The sequence below is a fragment of the Geomonas agri genome (assembly GCF_020179605.1).
Classification (GTDB): domain Bacteria; phylum Desulfobacterota; class Desulfuromonadia; order Geobacterales; family Geobacteraceae; genus Geomonas; species Geomonas agri.
Genome location: NZ_JAINZO010000001.1, coordinates 2,149,544 through 2,171,417, shown reverse-complemented (window position 1 = coordinate 2,171,417; position 21,874 = coordinate 2,149,544). Strand labels below are relative to the sequence as shown.

Genomic DNA, 21,874 nt, shown 5'->3' with positions numbered 1-21,874 from the left:
GTCTCCCCTGTGCAAAAGGGGGGGACAGGGGGGGCAGCGCGCGGTTGATGGGCAATAACACTGCTTAGGCCTCCCTAAAAAAAACAAGACTTTGCCAGATATCCGCTTAGTATGATTGCTGAATATAGGAATTCCTTGCTATGAGGTTGGTCGCGTGATATAAACCTTTCCAGTTTCAAATAAGACAAAAAAGGTCCTGTTTAAATTGGAAAACGCATCCTGTATTACCTTGGAAGAAAACTTTGAAGTTGCAGAGCATGTTGGTAGCCCGTCGTCCTCCGCGCAGAGGCGCGGTTTCCGGCTGTCACTGCGCACCTTCATACTGGCATCGTCTCTCGCTGTTTCCTTCATCAGCTTCGCTACCGTCCTCGGCATCTCCTCACTGGTATATCTCGACTCCGTGAAACGCGGCGCCATCAGGCTTGCCTACGACCAGGCGCAGCAGTTCCATCACTCCATTCCCCTGCTGATGGGGAAGGGGGCCACCCGGCAGGAGCTCTTAAGCCTCTACAACGCACCAGGCGGGTCGGATGCGCTGGGGAATCATTCCGTGGAACTGTATCGCACGCCGGTCGTGGAGGCGCTTTACGGGCGGGTCGAGCTTCCGGCGGACCCGGGCGTGGAGCAGGTGTTCAAAAGCGGCAACGTGCTGGAACGGGGGGAGGGGCGGGTGGTCGAGGCCATCTTCCCCCTGGTCGCCACGAAAAACTGTCTCGGCTGTCACGGCAACGCCCGTACCGGAACCCTGCTGGGCGCGCTCAAGGTGCGGCAGGATATCGGGCCCATGCTGCGGGAGGCCCGGCACAAACTCTTCTTCCTCTTCCTGCTGCTTTCCCCCATCCCGGTGCTGATGGCGCTGTTCATCGCGCGCCTGGTCAACGCCCGGGTGGTTCCTTCCATCAACGAACTCGGGGACAAGGTGATCCAGGTCAACAGCATCCGCGACCTGACCCGCCTGGAGTTTTCCGACGTGGCCCCAGGCTTCACCGAACTGGACCGGATTTTCGGCGAGGTGTCCAAACTGGTGGACAAGATACGGGCGGTGTCGGTGGACAAGGAGATCCTGGAGCTCGAGATCCAGATGCTGGAGAAGTTCATCATCACCTCCGAGGTGATCCGGGACTGGAAGGAGCACGTTGCGTGCCTCCTGCTCGAGATCAACCAGGTGGTCGATGCCTACATGTTGTTCTGCATCTTCCAGGTTGACGAGGAGCTCTACGATATCGAGATCTTCTGGCGCTCCCAGCCCAGCGAGGCGACCAAGAAGCACGTCGAGCAGGAGGTGCTGCGCAAGATACGGCGCGAGAACGCACGGTTGGCGGAGAGCTCGGGGCTGCAGGTGATCCACAACGTGGCCTGCGACCACACGCCGCTGACCCTGGAACATGGCGACCTGGAGCTGCAGACCAAGTCGCTGATCCTCGATTCCCCGCAGATCGGCGGGGTGGTGGGAATCGGGGTCCAGTCCGAGTCGGCATGGAACTCGACCCGCAGCCTGGTGATCGACAGCATCCTGACCACGCTGTTGAACGTGATCGGCTCCATCAAGGCGATCCACAAGTACACCAAGGACCTCGAGTATTACGCCACCCGCGATCCCCTCACCAACCTCTTCAATCAACGGGTGTTCTGGGAACTGATCTCGTACGAGGTTGGCCGGGCCGACCGGCATGGCTACAGTTTCGCGCTCCTCGTCATCGACCTGGACAACTTCAAGCACATCAACGACACCTGGGGGCACTCCATCGGGGACCGCTACCTGGCCGCTTTCGCCGACGCGGTGCAGCAGGCCCTGCGCAAAGGGGACATCTTCGCCCGCTACGGCGGCGACGAGTTCGTGATCCTGCTTCCCGAGGCGGACGAGACGCAGGCGGCCCTGGTGGCGTCGCGGATCAGGAACATCACCGAAGACCTCTATGTCACCACTCCTGATGCGGCGAAGGCCAGGGCGACCGCCTCCATTGGACTGGCCATGTTCCCGCTGCACGCGGTGACTGAGAAGGACCTGTTCCTGTTCGCGGACAACATGACCTACAAGGCGAAGGGGGAGGGGAAAAACCGGGTCAGTATCCCCACAGCCGACGACGTCGTCGAGGTGTTCAGGATGGTTGGGGAAAAGGCCAGGATGGTGCAGGACGCGGTCGACGGGCGCAGGGTGGTGCCGTACTTCCAACCCATCGTCGCGCTCGGACCGGGCCAGCCCGAGTGCTGCGAGGTGCTGTGCCGCATCGAGATGAACGGGGAGGTGATCGCTGCCAGCGACTTCATCGAAACCGCAGAGAGCCTCGGCATCGTGGGGAGGCTGGACGCGATCCTCCTGGAGAAGGCCTTCGCCATGGTCGAGGAGCAGGGATACCAGGGCAACCTCTTCGTGAACCTTTCTCCGAAGTCGATGATCCTGAACGAATTCCTGCCCAACATCATCGCCCTCGCGGACCGGTACCGCATCGACCGCAGCAGGGTGGTCTTTGAACTGACCGAGCGTGAGACGGTGAAGAACCTGACCCTGCTGGAGAAGTTCGTCTACGACCTGAAATCGCAGGGGTTCAAGTTCGCCATCGACGATTTCGGATCGGGCTTCTCCTCGTTCCAATACATACGGCAGTTCCCCATCGACTTCGTGAAGATCGAGGGGGTCTTCGTCAGGAACATGCTCAACGACTACCGCGACATGGCCTTCGTGAAGACGCTCGCCATTCTCGCCAAGGAATTCAACATCAGCACCATCGCCGAGTACATCGAGTCGGAGGAAATCCTGCAGGCGGTGCAAAGCGTCGGCATCGACTACGCCCAGGGGTTCCACCTCGGCCGTCCCTCCCCGCAACTCGGCAACAGCCAGGAACAAGGCGCACATACCGGGGATGAAGGGGATGAAGGGGTTGAAAGGAATAAGGCTTATGGGTAAACCAGGCATGGCTTGAACGCAGTTCCGCAAAGTACGCGGAGATGGCGCGATGTCGCCTTGAGAGGTTTTTGTTTGTTATCCGAGAGGCTTCTCCACGTTCTCGGCTGGTACGCGGAGTTCTTCACGCTACCTCTTTTGAAAAGCAGTCACGCAAACAACTCAACCACAGAAACTTTTTGGTCATGGCGTATCCCCTGTATCCCTTCTTCCCTGTAAATAATTAACCCGTCCTCTTTCTCAATCAGGAAAAGCGAACTTGCTTTACGAGTTCGCTTTTCCTGTTATCTTATGTTGGTAATTCATTAAGATTTAAACCTCTCTGATTATATCAGTCCCTGAGACAGTACGTTAGTCGCTACAACGTCGCATCGACTAAAGGGTTGGGTATGTTCAAACGTTTGATCCTCATCGTATGCCTTCTCGCCTGCGTCACCACGGCACCGGCCGCCGATTACTCCCAAAAAACGCTGGTGGTCGGCAGCGAGGAGAATTTCCCACCGTTCTCCACCGGCAGTACCGACGATACGGCTGGCGGCTTCGCCGTGGAACTCTGGAAAGAGGTAGCCCGGGAGGCGGGGCTCAAATATACCATCAGGGTCAGGCCGTGGGGCGAGCTGCTCCAGGAGTTCAAGGACGGCAAGGTCGATGTGCTGGTCAACATCGCCACCTCGGAGGAGCGCCACCGCTACACCGATTTCAGCGTTCCCCATGTCACCGTGAACGGGGCCATCTTCGTGCGCAAGGGGGATTCCCGCATCAAGTCGGAGGCGGACCTGGCGGGAAAGTCCATCATCGTCTTCAAAGCGGACCTGGCCAACGAGTACGCGGTGTCCAGGGGGTGGCAAAAGCAACTGGTGCTGGTCAACGACGCCCGGGAAGGTCTGCAGCTCCTTGCTTCGGGCAAGCATGACGCCATGCTGGTCAGCAAGCTCGTCGGGGTGCAGACGCTGCGGGAGCTGCACATCGACAACGTACGGGCCCTCGATGTCAAGGCCGGCTACGCCCAGAAGTTCACCTTCGGCGTTCACAAGGGGGAGTCGGACCTTTTGGCCGCGCTGAATGAGGGACTGGCGCTGACCAAGGCTGACGGGGATTACGACGAGCTGTACCAGAAGTGGTTCGGGGTCTACGAGACCAAGGAACCGAGCTTTCGGGACATGCTGCAGTACCTGCTTCCCTTCGCACTGCTGGTGGCGTGCCTTGCCGTCTATTTCTTCTACAAACGCAACCGCGAACGCAAAGCGGCCGAGGCTGCCCTGCGCGAAAGCAAGCTGCGCCTGGACACCATACTTGACAACGTCGGCGCCTATATCTTCATAAAGGACACCCAGTATCGTTATACCTACGCCAACCGCAAGGTGTGCGAGCTGTTCAGCCAGCCCGAGGATGAGATCGTGGGCAAGACCGACGCCGCCTTCTTCTCGCCGGAGTCGGTCCGTGAGATCGTCGTGAGTGATGCCCCGGTGCTGGAGGAAGGGCTGACGGTGAAAAGGGAAGAAACCAACCTGGCGGCCGAGAATGAACAGCCGCGCAGCTACTGGACCGTGAAACTCCCGCTTAAGGATGAAGATGGTGTCATATATGGGCTTTGCGGTATTTCCACCGACATCACCGAACTCAAGCAGCTCGAAGACGAGCTGAAGAAAAAAGGTGCCGAGCTCGAGGAACAGCTGGCGGAGCGGGAACTGACGCAGGAGGCGCTACAGGAGCAGACGGCGCTGCTTGAAGAGCAGACCGCGGTGCTGGAGGAGGAGGTCGAGGAGCGGCGCAGGGCCGAGGTCGCGCTCAAAGAGAGCGAGGAGACGGTCCGGCACAAGCTGCAGGCGATCCTGGAACCGGAAGGTGACATCGGCGCCCTGGAACTGTCGGACATCATCGACACCGAGACGCTGCAGGCCATGATGGAGGATTTTTACCGGATCACCGGGATGCTGGGGGCCGTCCTCGATGTTTCGGGCAAGGTGCTGGTATCGGTAGGGTGGCAGGACATCTGCACCAAGTTCCACCGGGTTCATCCCGAGGCCTGCAAGAACTGCCTGGAAAGCGACACCGTGCTGACGAGGGGGGTTGCGGTGGGTACCCACAAACTCTATCGCTGCAAGAACAATATGTGGGACATGGTGACCCCGATCGAGGTAGGGGGAAAGCATGTCGGCAACGTTTTCATCGGGCAATTCTTCTACGATGACGATCCGCCCAACCTGGAAGTTTTCCGGGAACAGGCGATGCGCTACGGGTTTGACGAAAAGGAGTACCTGGCTGCGCTGGAGCGTGTGCCCCGGTTCAGCAGGGAAGCGGCCGAGGCCGGCATGAAGTTCTACGCCGAACTCACCAAGGTTATTTCCACGCTCAGTTTCAGCTCGATCAAGTTATCCCGCATCCTTGCCGAGCGCATCCACCTGGAAGAGCAGCTGCGCCAGTCGCAGAAGATGGAGGCGGTGGGACAGTTGGCCGGCGGCGTCGCCCACGACTTCAACAACATCCTGCAGGTGATCACGGGCTACGGCAACATGCTCAAGATGAACGACAGCCTCGGCGACAAAGAGGAGGAGTGGGTCGATCACATCCTGTCCTCTTCCGAACGGGCGGCGCAGCTTACCCAGGGGCTGCTGGCGTTCAGCCGCAAGCAGGTCATCCACCTGGAATCAGTGGACCTGAACGGGGTCATCGAGAACTTCAAGAAATTCATCCTGAGGGTGATCGGGGAGGACATCCACTTAAAGACGGTGACCTACGGCGACCAGCTTATCGTGCACGCCGACGTGGGACAGCTCGAACAGGTGCTGATCAACCTGGCCACCAACGCGCGCGATTCCATGCCCAAGGGGGGCATGCTGACCATCGAGACCGGGCTGCAGGCGGTGGAGTCGCCCTTTGATCACGAGTCGGGGCGGGCCGAGCCGGGAAGATACGCCGTGGTGACCGTGTCGGACAGCGGCAGTGGCATGGACGAAGCTACCCGCAAGAGGATCTTCGAACCGTTTTATACCACCAAGGAGGTCGGCAAAGGGACCGGTCTCGGCATGGCGATCGTCTACGGCATCATCAAGCAGCATAGCGGCATCATCAACGTCTATAGCGAGCTCGGGCATGGCACCACCTTCAGGATCTACCTGCCGTTGCAGCAGCCCAAAGCGGGCGAGGCGGATGTCCAGGACGCGCAGGTTCAGGCCCCGGTCGGCGGGAGCGAAACCATCCTGCTTGCCGAGGACGATGCCGAAGTGCGCGAGCTCGTGGTCTCCATCCTCAGCCTGTACGGCTACCAGGTGATCCAGGCGGTGGACGGGCGGGATGTCGTCGAGCAGTTCGCTGCCAACAGGGACAAGGTGGCGCTGATCCTCATGGACATGATCATGCCGAAAAAAAACGGCAAGGAGGCCTACGAGGAGATCTCGCTGCTGCAGCCTGGGGTGAAGGTGCTCTATTCGAGCGGATATACCGCGGACTTCATCCAGAACCGGGGGGTGTCCGAAGAAGGCATCGAGCTGATCATGAAACCGGTGCAGCCGTTGGAACTGCTGCGCAAGGTCAGGGAGATGCTGGACCGGTGATCAGGCGGGACGGCGGCCCAGCCGGTTCGGATGAGAACGGGCGTTGCGGCGGCACGCTCACCGGCGGGGCTGCACGCCTGGCGGCACGCGCCTTCATCTGTTCCCTGTCCTTTTCGGCCTTGGCGGCGTGCAAGCGCTCGTATGCAGTGACGCAGGTGTAATAGCAGTTGGTCGAGGAGCCATGGATATACTCTTGGCTTAGCCTTTCATACTGCTCCATCTTGGCCTTGATCTCCCCCACCGGCATGGCCAGCAGCTGTTCATACTCGATGGGCTGACACTGGCAGTCGTCGGCACGTGCCGGACCGCACCAGATCATCAGCAGCAATAACGACAGAGCCAGCTTTTTCATGGCGACCTCCCGTAGCGTATCGTGTGAAAAATGAGCCACGGCCAATGTTAGCAGGCCGGCATGGCTGCGCAAGCGGCTGCCGCCATCAAACAAAGCAAATCCCCGCTGTCGAATGCAAATCCCCCCTGTCCCCCCTCTCGCAAAGGGGGGGACGCGAGTCCATCTGACCCGCTAGTGGTCGGCACTGCACAGACTCCGATATTCTCAGGTGGACCTTTGCGGCTTTTCCTGCGAATGTAAGCGTGGAGAAGTTACCAAGCCAAACCATGTATATTGATTACAGGAGATCTCAGATGTCGAAAAACATTCTCGTACTGAGCGGAAGCCCCCGCAAAGGTGGCAACACGGACAAACTGGCCGACGCCTTCACCGCCGGTGCGGAACGGGCGGGGCACTCCGTAGTCAAGTTCAGGACGGCGGACAAAAACATCAAGGGGTGCATTGACTGCAAGACCTGTTTCAGCAAGGGGACCGCCTGTTCCGTCCCGGACGATTTCGCGGAACTGGCACCGCTTCTGGAGCAGGCCGACGTCCTGGTGCTGGCGACCCCGCTGTACTGGTACTCCTTCCCGGCCCAATTGAAGCCGGCCATCGACAAGCTCTACTCCTTCTTCGTTGGAAAACGGCCGCTGAAAATCAAAGAGTGTGTGCTGCTGGTGAGCGGCGGGGACAAGGAAGAGAGGAAGTTTGAGGGGATCGTCAAGTCGTACCAGCTCATCGCCGAGTTCCTGGGCTGGCAGGACAGCGGCACGCTGATCGTGCCGGGGCTGCATGACAAGGATGACGTTTTGAAGACGGATGGGCTGAGCAGGGCAGAAGCACTTGGCAGGGGGATCGCCTGAGGCCGGCATGAGTGTCGGGAGGTGAGGGGGGATAAGGCAAATCCTCCCTGTCCCCCCTTCGCAAAGGGGGGGACGCGATGCCACGAGTTCCGTTCGTGGTCAACATTGCTAACAAACTGACGACAAGGGCGCTGGCATCCGGCGCCTTTTTGTTGATTGGCCTTCTCCTCAGCTCCTGCTTGCCGTATCCTGCCCGATATGCTATTTGCACAGATGCAGTGCGGTCCACCCATTAAGCGATGACAACTGCTCAAGAGTCTGCTCCATAGACTGAGAATGAAGGGATGGTATGACAAAAAGCGGTGATACCCTGCAGCAACTGATCGACCAAGCGAAGCAGCAGCAAATGTTCCTGGAGATGTTTGTCCGATCCTGGGTAGACGACTACCGCTCCGGCGGCGGTACCGTCTTCTGCGGCAAGGGATGCAGCAACTGCTGCAGACTCGCGGTGCATACCGGCTTCGCCGAGGCGCTGGCGGTGGCGAGAGTGCTGGACGAGGAACGGGGACGGGCGGTCGAGACCTACGCGGCGAAGTTGCGTGACCTGGTGCGGGGGGTAGCTGAACTGCCGCAGTACCTGCGCCTGCACCGGGACGAGATGGGGGGATGCCCGCTGTTGAATGGCGAAGGAGCCTGCAGCGTTTACCCGGTGCGCCCGCTCACCTGCCGTTCGCTCATATCTACCCGTGACAGTGCCTGGTGCGGCGCCGATTTCTCCAAGGTCGCGCCGCAGGAGCGGGAAGCTTTTCTGGCGGGACTTGATCGCAAGGTGGTCTCGTTCCCGAGCCACTATGTGGCGGTGCTCCAGGACAGCGGCAAGGAGTTGGAAGAGGCGGGGGCACAGCAGATGGGGTCACTGCTGGACTTTTCGCTCTACGGCAACCTCGGGGTGCTGGTGCAGCTGTGTCGGGCCCATGATCTGGCTGGGGCCGCTTTGCAGGGACGCGGGGAGGCTGAGCGCGTTATCGCCGAGGCTGGGTTTGACCACCCGCTGCTGGTGACTGTTTCTTAGGCGGGAGCTTTACGGCAAAATCCCCCTTGGGGACTCGAGGGCACCTGCAGTGCTTCGTGGCACATAACTTTGCTTTCTCGGGAAATTCAAATCCCCCCTGTCCCCCCTTCGCAAGGGGGGGCGCCGGGGCAGCTTCGGTGCTTCGTGGCAGATTCCGCTTTCTCTGGCACAGCAAATCCGTTGTGGGAAACATACTCCAGGTGCAACCGCTTAATCACACCAAAGCGACCCAAACTCTTGCAGGTGAGGAGACTATGCCTAGCTTTTCCTTTTTCCCCACTCCCGGCTTCGCTGCCAAGATGGACAAGATTCAGAAACATGACCCGCCCGGTCACGACCGGATCCTTCACGTCATCGACCGGCTCCTGGACAACCCGGCTGATGCCGATGGCTGGATGCACGGCGAGTACCAGGGGAAGCTGAAGAAATACGTCGGGCGCCGTGACTACCGGCTCATCTACCACTGGTGTGAACAGTGCCGGAAGGAGGGAAAGAAGCTGGAGGATCGGTGCGTCTTTTGCCGTGAGGTTGGCGACAACAGCGTGATCTTCTTCGATATCTACCATAAGAATGAGGCTAACAGGATCAAGCATCCCAGGGGATAATGTTCACCGGGACGCCGGCGGTGCACAGGGGGGCACAGCTCGCCTTCAATCCGGCACTAGGACGCTTTTCGCGTCACTTCCCTTAGTACGTTCAGCGTGTACGGTTTCTGAATGAAGCCGGCCAGGCCCTTGCCATCGAACTTCTGTACTACGTCCTGTTCACTAAAGCCGCTGGACATGATCACCTGCACTTTCGGGTCGAGCTGTTGCAACTGCCGGAAAACCTCCTCGCCGTCCATCCCGGGCATGGTGAGGTCGAGGAGGACGGCCTTCACGTCGGGGTTCTCCCGGTAAAGTGCCAGGGCCGTTTCGCCGTTTGCGGCCGTCAAGGGGGTGAAGCCCAGTTCCCTGAGCATCCTCGTGCCGATGTTGCGCACCGTTTCCTCGTCGTCGACCAGCAGTACCTTCCCTTCGCCCCGCCAATTGTCCTGCACCGGCTCCGCCTGATCCGGTTCGGTGACTGACTCGCTTGCCGGCAGCAGTACTTTGAAGGTGGTGCCCCGTCCCGGCTCGCTGTAGATCCTGATGCCACCCCGGTGTCCGCGCACGATGCCGTGTACCGCTGCCAGACCGAGGCCTCGGCCGGTGAACTTCGTGGTGAAGAAGGGATCGAAGATCTTCTGCACCACCTCCTGTTCCATGCCGCTGCCGTTGTCCACCACCTCCAAAAACACGTAGAGCCCTTGCGCCATGTTCTCGCCCAGGATCAGGTCCTTGATACTCTCCTGGTCCAGCGTTGCCGATCCGGTGCGGATGGTGATTTCTCCTTGTGGTTCGCCCATGCTTTCGGCGGCGTTTTGCACCAGGTTCATCAGTATCTGGCGCATCTGGTTGAGGTCAGCCTCCACCACCGGAAGCGGGCGGGCCAGGTCGAGCTTGAGGTCGGTGTTGCCGGCGGCGGTTTCCAGCACATGGCGCAGGTCTTCGACGAGCTGGTTCAGGTCTGCCTTCTCGATCAGGAACCTGCCCTTGCCGGAGTAGGCCAGCATCTGTTTGGCGAGATAGGCTGCCCGGTTAGCCGCCGTTTCTATGTTCTTCAGGTTGGCCGCGATGGGGGAATCCTCCGGAAGCTTCATCAGCGACAGGTCGACGTTGCCGATGATGGCCATGAGGATGTTGTTGAAGTCGTGGGCGATCCCGCCGGCCAGTACGCCCAGGCTCTCCATCTTCTGGGCGTGCAGCAACTGCTGCTCGTAGCGGACCCGCTCTTCTTCAGCCTTTTTACGCTCGGTGATGTCCTGCCCGACCGCCTGCACCTCGATCAGTCTCCCCTGCTCGTCAAAGATCCCCCTGTTGGTCCATTGATGCCACAGTACGCTGTTCCGGGGACCAAAGAAGGCAAGTTCCCGCGTGTCGGTCGGGTGCTCCGGGCTCAGTTCGGCCAGGAAGCCACGTACCGGCGAGCGGTATTCGGGGAGCAGGAACTCGAGAAAGTTCCGGCCCGTCATCTCGGCTTGGGCCATGTAGGCGCCCTTGGCCAGGGCGGGGTTGACGTAGGTGAGGGTGGCGTCGGGAAGATAGGTGCAGATGTAGGCGGGGCTGTCCTCGGAGATTTTGCGGTAGCGCTCCTGGCTTTCCCTCAGGGCCTGCGCTGCCTTGATGGCGCTGGTATGGGCATGGCGCAGCATGAAGGCGATTACGGTCAAAAGGGCGCTGACGACCAGCCCACCGGCGAGGTAGCTGCGCGACTGGCTTTTGCCCTGCTCGAGCGCGAAGCTCGGCAGCGACTGGAAGGTGAACAGCCACTCGCGGCCGAACTTCTTCACGGTGCGGCTGCTCTCGAAAGCGGGGCGGTAGTCCCGTGGGATATTGACCTTCCAGTCGGCGTTGCTGTCAAAAAGCAGGGTGGCATCGCTGACCTTGTTTTCGGTGTAGATGCGAAAGGCGATGCCTTGCAGCGGTCTCGGGAAGGTGGCCCACATGAAATCCCTGATGCGGATCGGGCTGTAGGCCCAACCCAGCAGTGCGTCCTTGCGCTGCTCCGCCGTTGCGGCCGGCAGCATCCGGTCATAGACCGGGAGGTACATCAGCACACCTTTTTGACGGTCCCTTTCGGTTTCCTGCACCAGGAACACGGGATTGGTGAGGGCGGCTTCCCCGGTATCACGCGCCTGGGCCATGGCGTTGTGCCGGTTGGGCTCCGAGAACATGTCGTAGCCGAAGGCGCGCTGGTTGCGCCAGTCGAACGGCTCCAGGTAGACGATGGCGGAGTAGATGGGGCGCTCGCCGTCGGGCCAGATCCGGTAGCTCGGGAACCCTTCCGCCCGCATGCGCAGGACGTGGCGTCCCATGTCCCGGGGATGCACCACCTCGGAGAAGCCGAGTCCCTGCAGGCCGGGATAGTTGCGATCCAGGGAGAGCGCCTGCGCATAGCGGTGCCACTCGTCGCGGGTGACGCTGTCGCTGGCGTCGAACAGTCCCACTGCTCCGCGCAGAACCTGCTCGTCATCGATCATCCGGTTCATGAACCGGTCCACGATCTCAACGCTCTTGTCATGGAAGGCGATCTGGAAGCGGGAGGTAAGGCTGCGTTCGTACTGACGCCAAAAGAAAAGGGTCATGAGCAGCGACAGGGTCAGCACCAGGTAGGGGAGCAGGTTTACCGCTCTTCCCCAGGTGGAAACGCCGCGAAGCGGCGAAGCGGCACCTGCCCTTGTTTGGACACTGTCTGTCGGCATCGATAAACCCCGGCTTGCTCACGTGTGGGTGTCCCGGCCTTACAGGCCAGGATGTTTAACTTTACTGGAGTTTTTCCCAAAATCAATGCGCTCAGGGGGGCGGATGAGGACGGTGGGGAAACGCGTGCTCACGCAGGGCACGCGCCCAGGCCGGTGGCCCGGATGGTATCGCGCAGCGAAGAGAGTTTGTACGGTTTCTGGATTAGCCCGGCGATTCCCTCGCCGGCAAATTTCTGCGACACCTCGTGTTCGCTGAACCCGCTGGACATGATGACCCGGAGCGACCGGTCCATCTGGCGCAACTCACGGAAGCACTGCTCACCGTCCATGCGAGGCATGGTGAGGTCCAGGAGCACCAGCACGATTTCGGGGTGATCCCGGTACAGTTCGATGGCTTCGCAGCCGTCGGTGGCGGTGATCACCTCAAAGCCCAGTTCGCGCAACATCTCGCCGCCGGTGCTCCGGATGGTTTCCTCGTCATCAACCAAGAGCACGACCCCCTCGCCGAGCCAGTTATCGGCTTTCGGCTCAGGGATCCCGTCCGCAACAGCGCCTTGCGCGACCGGGAGCAATACCTTGAAGCTCGTCCCCCGGCCGGGCTCGCTGTAAACCTTGATGGCGCCCTGGTGACTGCGGATGATACCGAGCACCGCCGCCATGCCCAGGCCCCGGCCGGTGAACTTGGTGGTGAAGAAGGGATCGAAGATCCTGGCCAGGGTTTCCTTGTCCATGCCGCAACCGGTATCGGTGACCTCGAGGGCGACGTAGGAGCCTTCGGCGATGGGGTCGATCAGCCAGGGTTCCTTCAGGTACTCCTCTTTGCATTCGACGCAGCCGGTCGAGATGGCGATGACGCCGTCGTGGTCGCCGATGGCCTCGGAGGCGTTGATGACCAGGTTCATTACGATCTGCCTGATCTGGGTGGCGTCGACCTCTATAGCCGGCAATTCCCCGGCCAGGTTGTAGCGCAGCACCACCTTTTTGGAGATGGCGACCTGCAGCATGTGCCCCATCTCCTGGAGCAGCCGGTTCAGGTCGATGGACTCGATGATGAACTTCCCTTTCCCGGAGTAGGCCAGCATTTGCCGGGCCAGGTCCGCGGCGCGTACGGCGGAGGCCTCGATCCGCTGCAGGTTTTCCGCGGCGGGCGATAGCGGCGCGAGCCGGAGCTGGGCGAGTTCGGCGTTGCCGATGATAGAGGTGAGGATGTTGTTGAAGTCGTGGGCGATGCCGCCGGCAAGGACGCCGAGGCTCTCCAGCTTCTGGGCGTGCAGCAACTGCTGTTCGAGCCGGATGCGCTCCTCTTCGGCCTTCTTGCGCTCCGAGATGTTGCGGGCCACGCCGATAATGGCGGGGCGGTCCTCGAAATCGATGCGTCTTACCTTCACTTCCGCCGGGAACGTGGTGCCGTCCTTGCGGCGGTGCATCGTTTCGAAGGTGACCGAGGAAGAGGTTGGGAAACTCTCGATCTGCTGGACCACCTTCTTGTCGTCGTTGTTGATGGCGTCCAGGTCGCCGATTTTTTTGGCGGTCAATTCTTCCCTGGTGAAACCAAGTTCGCTGCAGGCCTGGTCGTTGGCGGCGAGTATCCTACCGGCCGCGTCGGCGATGTAGACCGGATCGGCAACGTTTTGGAACAACTGCCGGAAGCGCTGTTCGCTGGCGGCGACCTCCTGCTCCGATTTGGTCCGCTCCGCGATCTCCCGTTCCAGTGCGGCGGTGCGCGATCGGACCCGGTCCTCGAGCTCAACCGACAAGGCTTTCAGTGCCTGTTCCGCCTTTTTCCGTTCGCCAAGTTCGGCCTGCAGCGACGCCGTACGGCTGCGCACCACTTTTTTCAGGGCGTAGTTGGTGTAGGCGGCTCCGGCCAGGAGCAGGGCGAGCAGGGTGGCGACGGTGCCGATGACGAAGGTCCTGGTGGGACGCCAGCCCTGGGCGTCGACAAAGAGCCACTTCTGCAGGGCGAGGCTGCGCTCCTCCTTGCCTATGGCAGCGAGCCCCTTGTTAAGAATCCCCTGCAACTCGGGCCAATCCTTGCGTATCCCCATCCCCCAGCGGTAATCGAAGTCGGTCTTGCCGGCGAGTTGGAGGTTGGTGATGCCGGCCTGCTGCGCGTAGAAGGTGGCGTTGGCCATGTTTTCCACGTAGTAATCCACCATGCCCAGAGAGGTCTTCGCCAGGGCTGTGGCGACATCGGGAACCACTTCGAGCTTGATCTCCGGGAACCTGGTCCTCAGGATGTCGTGGGACGCGTAGTTGGAAACCACCGCCACCTTTTTGCCCTTGAGGCCGGCCAGGGTGAGGTCGGTCCGCGAACCGCTGCGGCTAAAGATGCCGCCGGGGACGGTCACCAGGGTGTCGGTGAACAGCGCGAACTTCTCCCGGTTGGGGGTCCGTACCATGGCCCCGAGGAGGTCGACCTCGTGTGCCTTGAATTTTTCCAGCACCTCGTCCCAGTTTTTCAGGTGGACCACGGTGATGGTGATGCCGAGTTTTTGTTCCAAAAGCCGGACCATGTCGGCGGAGGCGCCTTGGTACCGGCCTTGTTCGTCGAAGAACTCGATGGGCTTGAAATCGGGGTCGGGGGCGAGCCTGATGACCGGATGTCGCTGGAGCCATTGCTGCTCCTCGAGGCTGAGCTGGACCTTCGTCTGTGCAATGCCGGCGTCGCAAAGGAGCGTCGACAGGACAGTCACGAGCAGGAAGACAGCTGTTACAGCCAATCGGATACAAGTCATGTGGCATTCCTTCATTGGGTGAAGACGCGTCACGGGGCCGGGTAACAGTGCATCCCTTTTCGGCAGATGCGGCAATAACCTTTACACGTGATTTTGAGCTGGCGTCATGCACTGGTCGAGTCGGTACCGCAACAAGAAGCAGTGCGGAAACGGGCGGGGGCGTAACTGCGCCCGGGGAGCGGCGGCAGGGGGGCGGCATCCCCTGGCGCAACTATTGACATAGTGTTGACCGAATCCTATCCTGAGTAGGTTGGGACGTGGGAAATGCCCGACAGATAGGAGGTTTGTCATGACTAAGCCTATTGCAGAAGGATTCCACAGTGTCACACCTATGTTCATGTTCAAGGACTGCCGCAAGGCGATCGAGTTTTACAAGAACGCTTTCGGGGCCGTGGAGAGATACGCCATGCCGTGGCCGGATGGAGAAGGGATCATGCACGCGGAACTCATGGTAGGCGACTCCATCCTCATGATGGGGGACGAGTTCCCCGGCGAAAACTGCAAGAGTGCGGAAACTCTCGGCAGTTCGCCGATCAGTTTCTACCTTTACGTGGAGAATGTGGACTCCGCCTTCAGGCGCGCCCTGGAAGCGGGAGCAACCGAGAAAATGGAGGTCCAGGAGATGTTCTGGGGAGACCGGGCGGGTTCGCTTCAGGATCCGTTCGGCTACAACTGGATGTTGGCGACTCACACCAGGGATCTGACCCCGGAAGAGATCAGGGAAGGCGCTAAAGCGGCCTTCGCGCAAGTACCCAAGGAAATCAAATCGTAACTCGTGATGCCGCTGCCGGCGCTCCGCAGGGCTTCGCCATCGGCGGTGCCAGCGCGGGTGCCGGCAGCGGCAGGAAAGGTTGTCTATCATGAAGAGCATGTTGCACGTAGTTGCATTCACTCTGCTCATGGCAGCGCAGGGTGCCGGGGCCGAAACCACCTGGTACACGGGGGACGAACACTGCCGGCCTCCCAAGGATGACGGCACCTACTCGGCGCCCTACGATGCCAAGGAGCACCCGGGGGATTACCCGAGCTTTCCCGGCGCCGACAAGCCGGGTTGGTCTTGCAGCTATCAACGGGGGGACGGCGTCATGGTCCAGTACGGCAACAGCCTGACCCCGCAACAGCAATGGCTGGCAGTCTGGCACTCCGGCAACGACATAAATTAGGAGCAGTAGGCCTCAACGAGGAGGTCCGCCATGAAGGATCTTGAAGGATACGTCATCTTGATCACCGGTGCGACCGACGGCCTGGGTGAAAAGGTCGCCACCGATTTCGCCGCCCTCGGGGCGACGCTGTTATTGCATGGCAGGGATCCGGAGAAAGGGCGGCGGGTAACCGAGTCAATCAAAGCGAGCACCGGTAGTGACCGGCTGCACTATTACAATGCCGATCTCTCCTTGCTGGCCGAGGTGGAGGCGTTGGCCGACTCCATCGCCGCCGACTGGCGCGGCCTGGATGTCCTTATCAACAATGCCGGCGTCGGCGCGGGGCCTGATCCCAAGCGGCGCGAGTTCAGCCGGGACGGCTTCGAGTTGCGCTTTGCGGTTAACTACCTGGCGCCGTTTCTGCTCAGCTACCGGCTACTGCCGCTGCTGCGCCTTCGTGCCGAAGAGGTGGGCGCCGCGCGCATCGTGAACGTCGCCTCGGTCGCCCAGCAGGAAGTGGAGTTCGACAACGTGATGCTGGAAAGGGGATACGACGGCATGCGTGCCTATGCCCAAAGCAAGCTGGCGCTGATCATGTTCAGCTTCGACTTGGCCCATGAAGTGGCGGGAACAGGCATCGCGGTCAACGCCATGCATCCGGCATCGCTGATGGATACTAAAATGGTGCGGGAGTGGTTCGGGGCGGCACGGACCACGGTGGAGGAAGGGGCGCGTTACCTGGAGCGGTTGGCGGTGGACGACAAGTTGCAGGGGAAGACGGGACTCTACTTCGACCAGGGGACTCCGAAACGGGCGGCGGAACAGGCGTACGACGAAGAGGCGCGCAGGAGGCTCAGGGAGTTGACATTGAAATTAATCAGCAAGCCGGGACGATGAAAGGGGCTGATTGTTGTTGATCATTCCTCGCGGGGCGGCACCAGTTCCCAGCGGTCTTGGTTCAGATCGTGCCGGAGCAGGTGCTGCCCTCCGTCTGCCACTCTCACCTTGAAGTAGTTACCGTCCTGGTAGTACCAACGGTCTATGATGTCGATTACCTCGAAGCTGCGCTCCCGCCAAGTGAAGCTGGTGGGACGCTCGTCGGCCTTATAGCCGGCATAGCTTGCTACGGTTATCGGATCCCCTCCCGATCGCTTGTCTCCCGCGTGATCTGTCATTGTTACAACTCCCTCCGTGACCCCGCCGGCGAAAATCGCACCGCCACGATCCTGATCAGCGCCAGGGAAAGCACCAGGGAAATGGTCATGGCGACTTCCTGCCAGTCGATGTCTTTGTACCAGAACGCCATCACTTCGGTCAGCACCGTAACGATCACGGTGTCGATGATGTAGGTCACCTTTACCCGCCCTTCTGTGGAATAGGCGAGGGCCGTACGGAGTACCTCGATGATGGCCAGCACGGTCAGCAGGTCCACCATGATCTGTTTCGACGCGCTGTGGAAATCCTGCTGGAAAACCAGGCGCAGGTCGTAGAGCGTGCAGCCAACGCCGGCTACGATGGCAAGCAGGATGGCGATGATCAAGAGGCACAGCACGGCGCGCGCCGACATCTCGTAAAACCGGTTCAACCTCAAATCGACACTGTTGTCTCTCCACATAAATTCGACTCTCCTCTGTTCATGTTCGCGTGTTTGCAGCGAAGGTAACAGAGGAACGTTACAGGCTGTTTAGTGAAGTTTTACAATTGCGTGACTTCCTCTTCTTGCCGCAGTTTAGCAAGGTTGGCCAGGAGTTTGGCGGTGTCGGGGAAGCCGCGCTGGATGTGGCGGATGATGCCAGCCTTGTCGATGACGAAGGTGGCGCGGCCCGCGCCGTAAAGTTTCTGTATCGTGCCGTTTTCATCAGCCAGAAGCGGGAATGCGAGGCCGTGCTCCCTGGCAAATTCCGCGTGCGTCGCCACTGTGTCGCTGCTCACGCCCAGGACCTGGGCGTCCTGCTCCTCAAAAAGGGACAGCTCTTTTTGAAAAGCCTGCATTTCGCTGGTTCAGACCGGCGTGAAGTCCGCGTAGTAAAAGGCGAGCAGCACGTATTTCCTGCCGGCATAGTCGGCGAGGCTGACGGTTCCGAGGGTCGATTGCGCTTCGAATTCCGGCGCTTTTTCCCCCACTCGCGGCAGCTGGGAACCGATACTGCCAATGGCGGCGAGTGCCGACGTTGCCATGCTTCCCAAGATCGATCGTCTCATTGTTCATCCCTCCTATTGAATGCCCAGACCGTGCGCCGTGGCGGCGCCACCTCGCGAGTGTACCAGAAAACACAAAAAAACCAGCTTCCTTTGAGGAAACTGGCGGTAACGGCCCCGGTGTTCGGGGCTGTTATCTGCGCGCGCTTTTCCTGCGCCACCACGTCGCGCCGCACATGCCGGCGAAACCAGTGGCTAACAGCAGCGCAGTCGTGGGCTCGGGAACCGGGCTCGGGTCGCATTTCACGGACACAGTCCAGGTCCCATCGTTGAAATTGCGGCCGAAATCGGTTCCATACATGCCGATATCATAGGATCCGTCCACCGAGTTCTCAGAATAGACAGTGTTTCCGGTACCGTCTGAGGTGTCGGAGAGCCAGATCCACCAGCCGTAGGGGGTTCCGTCGGCCTTGAGACCGTCGAAGATCTGCAGTTGGCAAAATCCGGTGTTGGCGACGTTCATGGTCTGATAGCCGTCCGACATGATGAACGAGACCATCTCCGAACTCTGGTTTTCGGCGAAACCGCGTTCGCCGAAGCTCAAGGGATGGTTGGTGAGCAGCGATATGGTGACGTGGTCGGCGGGTGTGTAGGTGGAACCGTTGAACCAGTCGAAGGGGAGCCCGACATATTCGTAATCGTAGAGGTGGGCGTACGACGATACAGGCCACAGTAACAGCACCAGAAGCGCAGCGGCGAGAAGCTTGGTTCTCATGTGTGACCTCCTTTGCTGCTGTCAGTCGTGCACCGATACTGTGATTATATTTTTCTAATAAAATTGAAGCAACGGCTAAGGCATTAAGCGACGGGGTGCCCGCCGCTAATAAGAGAGGCCGGTTCCACTGGGGATCCGGCCTCCGTGCAATGCTGTGGGCTGAACGGCGCCAAGTACGCTGAGTATTTGCGAAGCACGAGAAAACACTTTGATTGGAACCGCAAAACCTATTGCACCGAATCCGTGTTGCCTTTTTTCGTGCCCTTCGGGGACTTGCGTTCTTCGCATAAACGCGTTTGAGTCACCCCAAGTCTTTGAGTGCCAGCGACGCGGCATGGTAGCCGCACATGCCGTGCACGCCTCCGCCGGGAGGGGTCCCCGAGGAGCAGAGGTACACGCCGGGAAGCGGGGTTCGGTACGGTGCCAGCAGTTTGGGGCGGGCCAGGAACTGACGCAGGTCCTGAACGCCGCCGTTGATGTCCCCTCCTATTATGTTGGCATTGTATCTTTCGTACTGCAGGCAATTGCGGGTGTGGCGTGCGAGGACGAGGTCGCGAAATCCCGGCGCGAAGCGCTCGAGCTGCGCCTCGATCCGGGCTGTCATGTCCACGGTTGAGCCATTGGGAACGTGGCAGTAGGCCCAGGCGGTATGCTTGCCCCGCGGTGCCCGGGACGGATCGATAAGGGTGGGCTGCGCCACCAGCACGAACGGACGCTCCGGGTGAATACCGCGCCATACCTCGGCCTCACCGGCGGTAACCTCTTCCGCGGTGCCGCCGACGTGGACGGTGGCGGAGCGCCGGCAGTCGGCCATGGTCCAGGGGATGGGGCCGTCCAAGGCCCAATCGATCTTGAACACACCCGGGCCGTAGCGGTAGCGCTGTAGCCGGCGCAGGTACCCTGACGGCAGGCGTGGCCCCGCGATGGACTCGAATTGCCGTTCGGTTACGTCGAGGATGACGATGCGGGCTGCGGGGAGGTCAGCGAGGCTTTTGACCTGGCATCCGGTCACTATCTCGCCCCCGAGCGTGCGCAGGTAGCTCGCCAGGGCGGCGGCGAGGTTGCGCGAGCCACCCCTGGCGACCGGCCAGCCGGCGGCGTGACCGAGCGTGCCGAGGATGAGGCCGAAGGCGGCGGTCAGCGGATGCTGCAGGGGGAGAAAGGCGTGGGCCGACATGCCGCAGAAGAGGGCGCGAGCGGGGGCTTCCTGGAAGGAGAACCGGGCCAGGAGGTGCGCGGGGAAGAGCGCCTTGACGCCGAAGAGCGCGGCGGCGATCGGGTGCCGGGGAAAGTGCAGCGGCGCCAGCAGGTCGGGAGCGAGGTCATCCCAGCTCGTTACCAGCGGCTGGAATAGACGGCGATAGGAGGGACCGTCGTTGCCCAAGATGGAACAGGTTTCATCGAGGTCGCGGAACAGCAGGGCGGCCTCTCCGTCAGGGAGCGGGTGGGCCAGCTGCACTTCGGGATAGATCCATTCGAGGCCGTACTCGGACAGGGGCAGCGATTTGAAGAAGGGGGAGGCGACGCCCAAGGGATGGATGGCTGAACAGACATCGTGCAGGAAGCCGGGGAGGGTGAGTTCTTCGCTGCGGGTTCCCCCGCCGAAGGTGGCGGCTCCTTCCACGACGGTGACCGAGATGCCGGCCCTGGCCAGGGTTATGGCGGCGGCGAGGCCGTTGGGCCCGGAACCCACCACTACGGCATCCATGTCACTCCATTTGGCCATTGGCAGCCCCTTGACACCCGGAATGAAAACACGAGGTTCAAGTCTAGCACAAACGAATGGCAAGGCTCGCGGACCGTAGCGTTCAGCGCGGAGGCCCGAGAAAATCTGAGGAAATCTGAGAAAACCAAAAGGCTAACTGCAATCCCTCAGAAGGGGAAGCTGAGAACCATCGGGCGGAAAGGGGTAGAGGTGGGAACGCTTACTTCTTTACGGAACTTTTTCAGTGGTCAGCGGACGGCGAGGAGGGTATCGCTGGTGAAGGTCTCGCAGTGGTTGCGGTGGGAACGCATGTGCCACTGCACAGATATGGCCTCGGCGATGCGCCAGGGGGGTGCGAGGACTTTCCCCTTACCTTCCAGGAGCGCGCGGAGGTTGTCGACCGCCCTTCCCGCGTAGGGGCCAGTCGCGGTGCCGCCCAGCCACCTTTCCTCGGGGATGTCGCTGCTGGTCCAGGAAAAAGGGGAGGCCAACAGGAAACGGGCGTCGCGCTCGCGGCTGACGCGGTTCATCTCGTAGAGGTGGGCAAGTGGATAGCTGACCCGGTCCAGCACGTTCAACGAGGAAACCTGCCCGAAGCTCCCCTTGGCAAAGGGAAGCCGCAGGGCGTCGGCGACGACGAATTCGACGTGGTCGGAAGGGAGGGTTTCGGGCAGGACTATCTCGAAGGTCTCACGCAGGTTCCCTTCCAGGGGGAGCGAATACTTGAGCCGGCGGTCGCGCGCCAGGCGGCGGGCGGCCTTTACGAAGCTGAGTGAGAGGTCGCAGCCGACGGCCGGGCCGCCCGCTGCCGCCAGTTGGAAGACAATCCTTCCTACAGAGCATCCTGCGTCGAGGGATATGTCCCCGGTACGGCCCAGCGCGCCTGCCCAGGCTGCGATCGCCGCGGCGTTGCCGTCGGCGCCATGCAGGTCGGCGTAGTGGCTCCAGAGATAGCGGTTCAGGGTCTCGCTCTCCTCGTAACGCCAGTGCCCCTCGTTCTCGGCGCCGGGAAGCAGAATGGCGACGCCGTCCTCAATGGCAAAGCGGCGCCCACACCCCGGACAGCGGAGGCTGCCGTCGATGATGTCATCCCCGGTCTGCCGTCGGACCGACAGCTCAAGCCGGTGCTCCTTGGGGAGGCAGGTGGGACAGATCAGATGGGGGAGCAGGAACTCTTTCATGGGCAGCAACGGTATCACATCACGACAGGGGATCAAAGACGCAAACCATTAGTCACGGAGAAAATCTGAGGAAATCTGAGAACAACCCCAAAAGACGAAAGGTAAACCTGTCACAGGGCCTGCGGCCATAGCGCGTCAGCGCCAAGGCTCGAGAACATCAGAGGAAAGGAAGCAAACCGGGAGTGAGAAAAGGCAAAAAGTACTTGCTGTAGGGGAGGGGAGTGGTGCCGGCCGCCGCTGTATGGGCGG

General features: G+C 60.7%; 17 protein-coding genes. 8 read left to right on the top strand and 9 right to left on the bottom strand.

Annotated elements, in window-relative coordinates:
* The first annotated feature begins 229 nt into the window (after positions 1 to 229).
* Both K7R21_RS09345 and K7R21_RS09340 read left to right on the top strand, forming a co-directional pair.
* Positions 230 to 2,905, top strand: a complete 2,676-nt coding sequence (locus tag K7R21_RS09345; RefSeq protein ID WP_224982990.1) for a putative bifunctional diguanylate cyclase/phosphodiesterase — start codon at positions 230 to 232, stop codon at positions 2,903 to 2,905.
* A gap of 386 nt (positions 2,906 to 3,291) precedes the next feature.
* Positions 3,292 to 6,456, top strand: a complete 3,165-nt coding sequence (locus K7R21_RS09340; protein ID WP_224982989.1) for a PocR ligand-binding domain-containing protein — start codon at positions 3,292 to 3,294, stop codon at positions 6,454 to 6,456.
* Here K7R21_RS09340 and K7R21_RS09335 read toward each other — a convergent pair.
* On the bottom strand, positions 6,434 to 6,808 hold the full coding sequence (locus K7R21_RS09335; RefSeq protein ID WP_224982988.1) for a hypothetical protein: 375 nt from the start codon (positions 6,806 to 6,808) through the stop codon (positions 6,434 to 6,436). The genes K7R21_RS09340 and K7R21_RS09335 overlap by 23 nt on opposite strands.
* Before the next feature lie 293 nt (positions 6,809 to 7,101).
* Here K7R21_RS09335 and K7R21_RS09330 point away from each other — a divergent pair, with 293 nt between their 5' ends.
* From K7R21_RS09330 to K7R21_RS09320, 3 genes are all read left to right on the top strand, one after another.
* Complete coding sequence (locus K7R21_RS09330; protein WP_224982987.1) at positions 7,102 to 7,650, top strand: flavodoxin family protein; 549 nt, start codon at positions 7,102 to 7,104, stop codon at positions 7,648 to 7,650.
* 289 nt (positions 7,651 to 7,939) lie between these two features.
* Positions 7,940 to 8,662: a YkgJ family cysteine cluster protein gene (locus K7R21_RS09325; RefSeq protein ID WP_224982986.1), complete on the top strand. Its 723-nt coding sequence runs from the start codon at positions 7,940 to 7,942 to the stop codon at positions 8,660 to 8,662.
* 254 nt (positions 8,663 to 8,916) lie between these two features.
* Entirely contained in the window at positions 8,917 to 9,267 is a 351-nt protein-coding gene (locus K7R21_RS09320) for a toxin (protein ID WP_224982985.1), read from the top strand.
* Between the two features lie 56 nt (positions 9,268 to 9,323).
* On the opposite strand, the gene K7R21_RS09315 is transcribed toward K7R21_RS09320, so the two are convergent.
* Both K7R21_RS09315 and K7R21_RS09310 read right to left on the bottom strand, forming a co-directional pair.
* Positions 9,324 to 11,945 carry a CHASE domain-containing protein gene (locus K7R21_RS09315; protein ID WP_224982984.1) on the bottom strand — a complete coding sequence of 874 codons (2,622 nt, stop codon included), beginning with the start codon at positions 11,943 to 11,945 and terminating at the stop codon, positions 9,324 to 9,326.
* Between the two features lie 128 nt (positions 11,946 to 12,073).
* Positions 12,074 to 14,683: a PAS domain S-box protein gene (locus tag K7R21_RS09310; RefSeq protein ID WP_224982983.1), complete on the bottom strand. Its 2,610-nt coding sequence runs from the start codon at positions 14,681 to 14,683 to the stop codon at positions 12,074 to 12,076.
* A 289-nt stretch (positions 14,684 to 14,972) separates the two neighbouring features.
* Between K7R21_RS09310 and K7R21_RS09305 the strand changes: the two genes are divergently transcribed.
* The 3 genes from K7R21_RS09305 to K7R21_RS09295 all read left to right on the top strand — a co-directional run bounded on the left by K7R21_RS09305 (position 14,973) and on the right by K7R21_RS09295 (position 16,722).
* Positions 14,973 to 15,455 (top strand): VOC family protein, encoded by a 483-nt coding sequence (locus K7R21_RS09305; RefSeq protein WP_224982982.1) that lies wholly within the window; start codon positions 14,973 to 14,975, stop codon positions 15,453 to 15,455.
* 88 nt (positions 15,456 to 15,543) lie between these two features.
* Positions 15,544 to 15,846: a hypothetical protein gene (locus K7R21_RS09300; protein WP_224982981.1), complete on the top strand. Its 303-nt coding sequence runs from the start codon at positions 15,544 to 15,546 to the stop codon at positions 15,844 to 15,846.
* Positions 15,847 to 15,876: 30 nt separating this feature from the next.
* Positions 15,877 to 16,722: an SDR family NAD(P)-dependent oxidoreductase gene (locus tag K7R21_RS09295; RefSeq protein WP_224982980.1), complete on the top strand. Its 846-nt coding sequence runs from the start codon at positions 15,877 to 15,879 to the stop codon at positions 16,720 to 16,722.
* A gap of 20 nt (positions 16,723 to 16,742) precedes the next feature.
* On the opposite strand, the gene K7R21_RS09290 is transcribed toward K7R21_RS09295, so the two are convergent.
* The 6 genes from K7R21_RS09290 to K7R21_RS09265 all read right to left on the bottom strand — a co-directional run bounded on the left by K7R21_RS09290 (position 16,743) and on the right by K7R21_RS09265 (position 21,625).
* Positions 16,743 to 17,000 (bottom strand): DUF6504 family protein, encoded by a 258-nt coding sequence (locus tag K7R21_RS09290; RefSeq protein WP_224982979.1) that lies wholly within the window; start codon positions 16,998 to 17,000, stop codon positions 16,743 to 16,745.
* Positions 17,001 to 17,002: 2 nt separating this feature from the next.
* Positions 17,003 to 17,440, bottom strand: a complete 438-nt coding sequence (locus tag K7R21_RS09285; protein ID WP_224982978.1) for a phosphate-starvation-inducible PsiE family protein — start codon at positions 17,438 to 17,440, stop codon at positions 17,003 to 17,005.
* A gap of 80 nt (positions 17,441 to 17,520) precedes the next feature.
* Positions 17,521 to 18,027, bottom strand: a complete 507-nt coding sequence (locus tag K7R21_RS09280; RefSeq protein ID WP_263630545.1) for a peroxiredoxin family protein — start codon at positions 18,025 to 18,027, stop codon at positions 17,521 to 17,523.
* A gap of 130 nt (positions 18,028 to 18,157) precedes the next feature.
* On the bottom strand, positions 18,158 to 18,739 hold the full coding sequence (locus tag K7R21_RS09275) for a PEP-CTERM sorting domain-containing protein (protein WP_224982977.1): 582 nt from the start codon (positions 18,737 to 18,739) through the stop codon (positions 18,158 to 18,160).
* A gap of 301 nt (positions 18,740 to 19,040) precedes the next feature.
* A complete protein-coding gene (locus K7R21_RS09270; RefSeq protein ID WP_224982976.1) occupies positions 19,041 to 20,465 on the bottom strand; it encodes a phytoene desaturase family protein in 1,425 nt (474 codons plus the stop codon).
* 227 nt (positions 20,466 to 20,692) lie between these two features.
* Positions 20,693 to 21,625 (bottom strand): class I SAM-dependent methyltransferase, encoded by a 933-nt coding sequence (locus tag K7R21_RS09265; RefSeq protein WP_224983431.1) that lies wholly within the window; start codon positions 21,623 to 21,625, stop codon positions 20,693 to 20,695.
* Positions 21,626 to 21,874 lie beyond the last annotated feature (249 nt).

What these genes read in the sequence shown, in the direction of transcription:
- K7R21_RS09340 (WP_224982989.1), top strand. Translation starts at nt 3,292, where the DNA reads ATGTTCAAACGTTTGATCCTCATCGTATGCCTTCTCGCCTGCGTCACC.
- K7R21_RS09335 (WP_224982988.1), bottom strand. Translation starts at nt 6,808, where the DNA reads ATGAAAAAGCTGGCTCTGTCGTTATTGCTGCTGATGATCTGGTGCGGT.
- K7R21_RS09330 (WP_224982987.1), top strand. Translation starts at nt 7,102, where the DNA reads ATGTCGAAAAACATTCTCGTACTGAGCGGAAGCCCCCGCAAAGGTGGC.
- K7R21_RS09325 (WP_224982986.1), top strand. Translation starts at nt 7,940, where the DNA reads ATGACAAAAAGCGGTGATACCCTGCAGCAACTGATCGACCAAGCGAAG.
- K7R21_RS09320 (WP_224982985.1), top strand. Translation starts at nt 8,917, where the DNA reads ATGCCTAGCTTTTCCTTTTTCCCCACTCCCGGCTTCGCTGCCAAGATG.
- K7R21_RS09315 (WP_224982984.1), bottom strand. Translation starts at nt 11,945, where the DNA reads ATGCCGACAGACAGTGTCCAAACAAGGGCAGGTGCCGCTTCGCCGCTT.
- K7R21_RS09310 (WP_224982983.1), bottom strand. Translation starts at nt 14,683, where the DNA reads ATGACTTGTATCCGATTGGCTGTAACAGCTGTCTTCCTGCTCGTGACT.
- K7R21_RS09305 (WP_224982982.1), top strand. Translation starts at nt 14,973, where the DNA reads ATGACTAAGCCTATTGCAGAAGGATTCCACAGTGTCACACCTATGTTC.
- K7R21_RS09300 (WP_224982981.1), top strand. Translation starts at nt 15,544, where the DNA reads ATGAAGAGCATGTTGCACGTAGTTGCATTCACTCTGCTCATGGCAGCG.
- K7R21_RS09295 (WP_224982980.1), top strand. Translation starts at nt 15,877, where the DNA reads ATGAAGGATCTTGAAGGATACGTCATCTTGATCACCGGTGCGACCGAC.
- K7R21_RS09290 (WP_224982979.1), bottom strand. Translation starts at nt 17,000, where the DNA reads ATGACAGATCACGCGGGAGACAAGCGATCGGGAGGGGATCCGATAACC.
- K7R21_RS09285 (WP_224982978.1), bottom strand. Translation starts at nt 17,440, where the DNA reads ATGTGGAGAGACAACAGTGTCGATTTGAGGTTGAACCGGTTTTACGAG.
- K7R21_RS09275 (WP_224982977.1), bottom strand. Translation starts at nt 18,739, where the DNA reads ATGAGAACCAAGCTTCTCGCCGCTGCGCTTCTGGTGCTGTTACTGTGG.
- K7R21_RS09270 (WP_224982976.1), bottom strand. Translation starts at nt 20,465, where the DNA reads ATGGCCAAATGGAGTGACATGGATGCCGTAGTGGTGGGTTCCGGGCCC.
- K7R21_RS09265 (WP_224983431.1), bottom strand. Translation starts at nt 21,625, where the DNA reads ATGAAAGAGTTCCTGCTCCCCCATCTGATCTGTCCCACCTGCCTCCCC.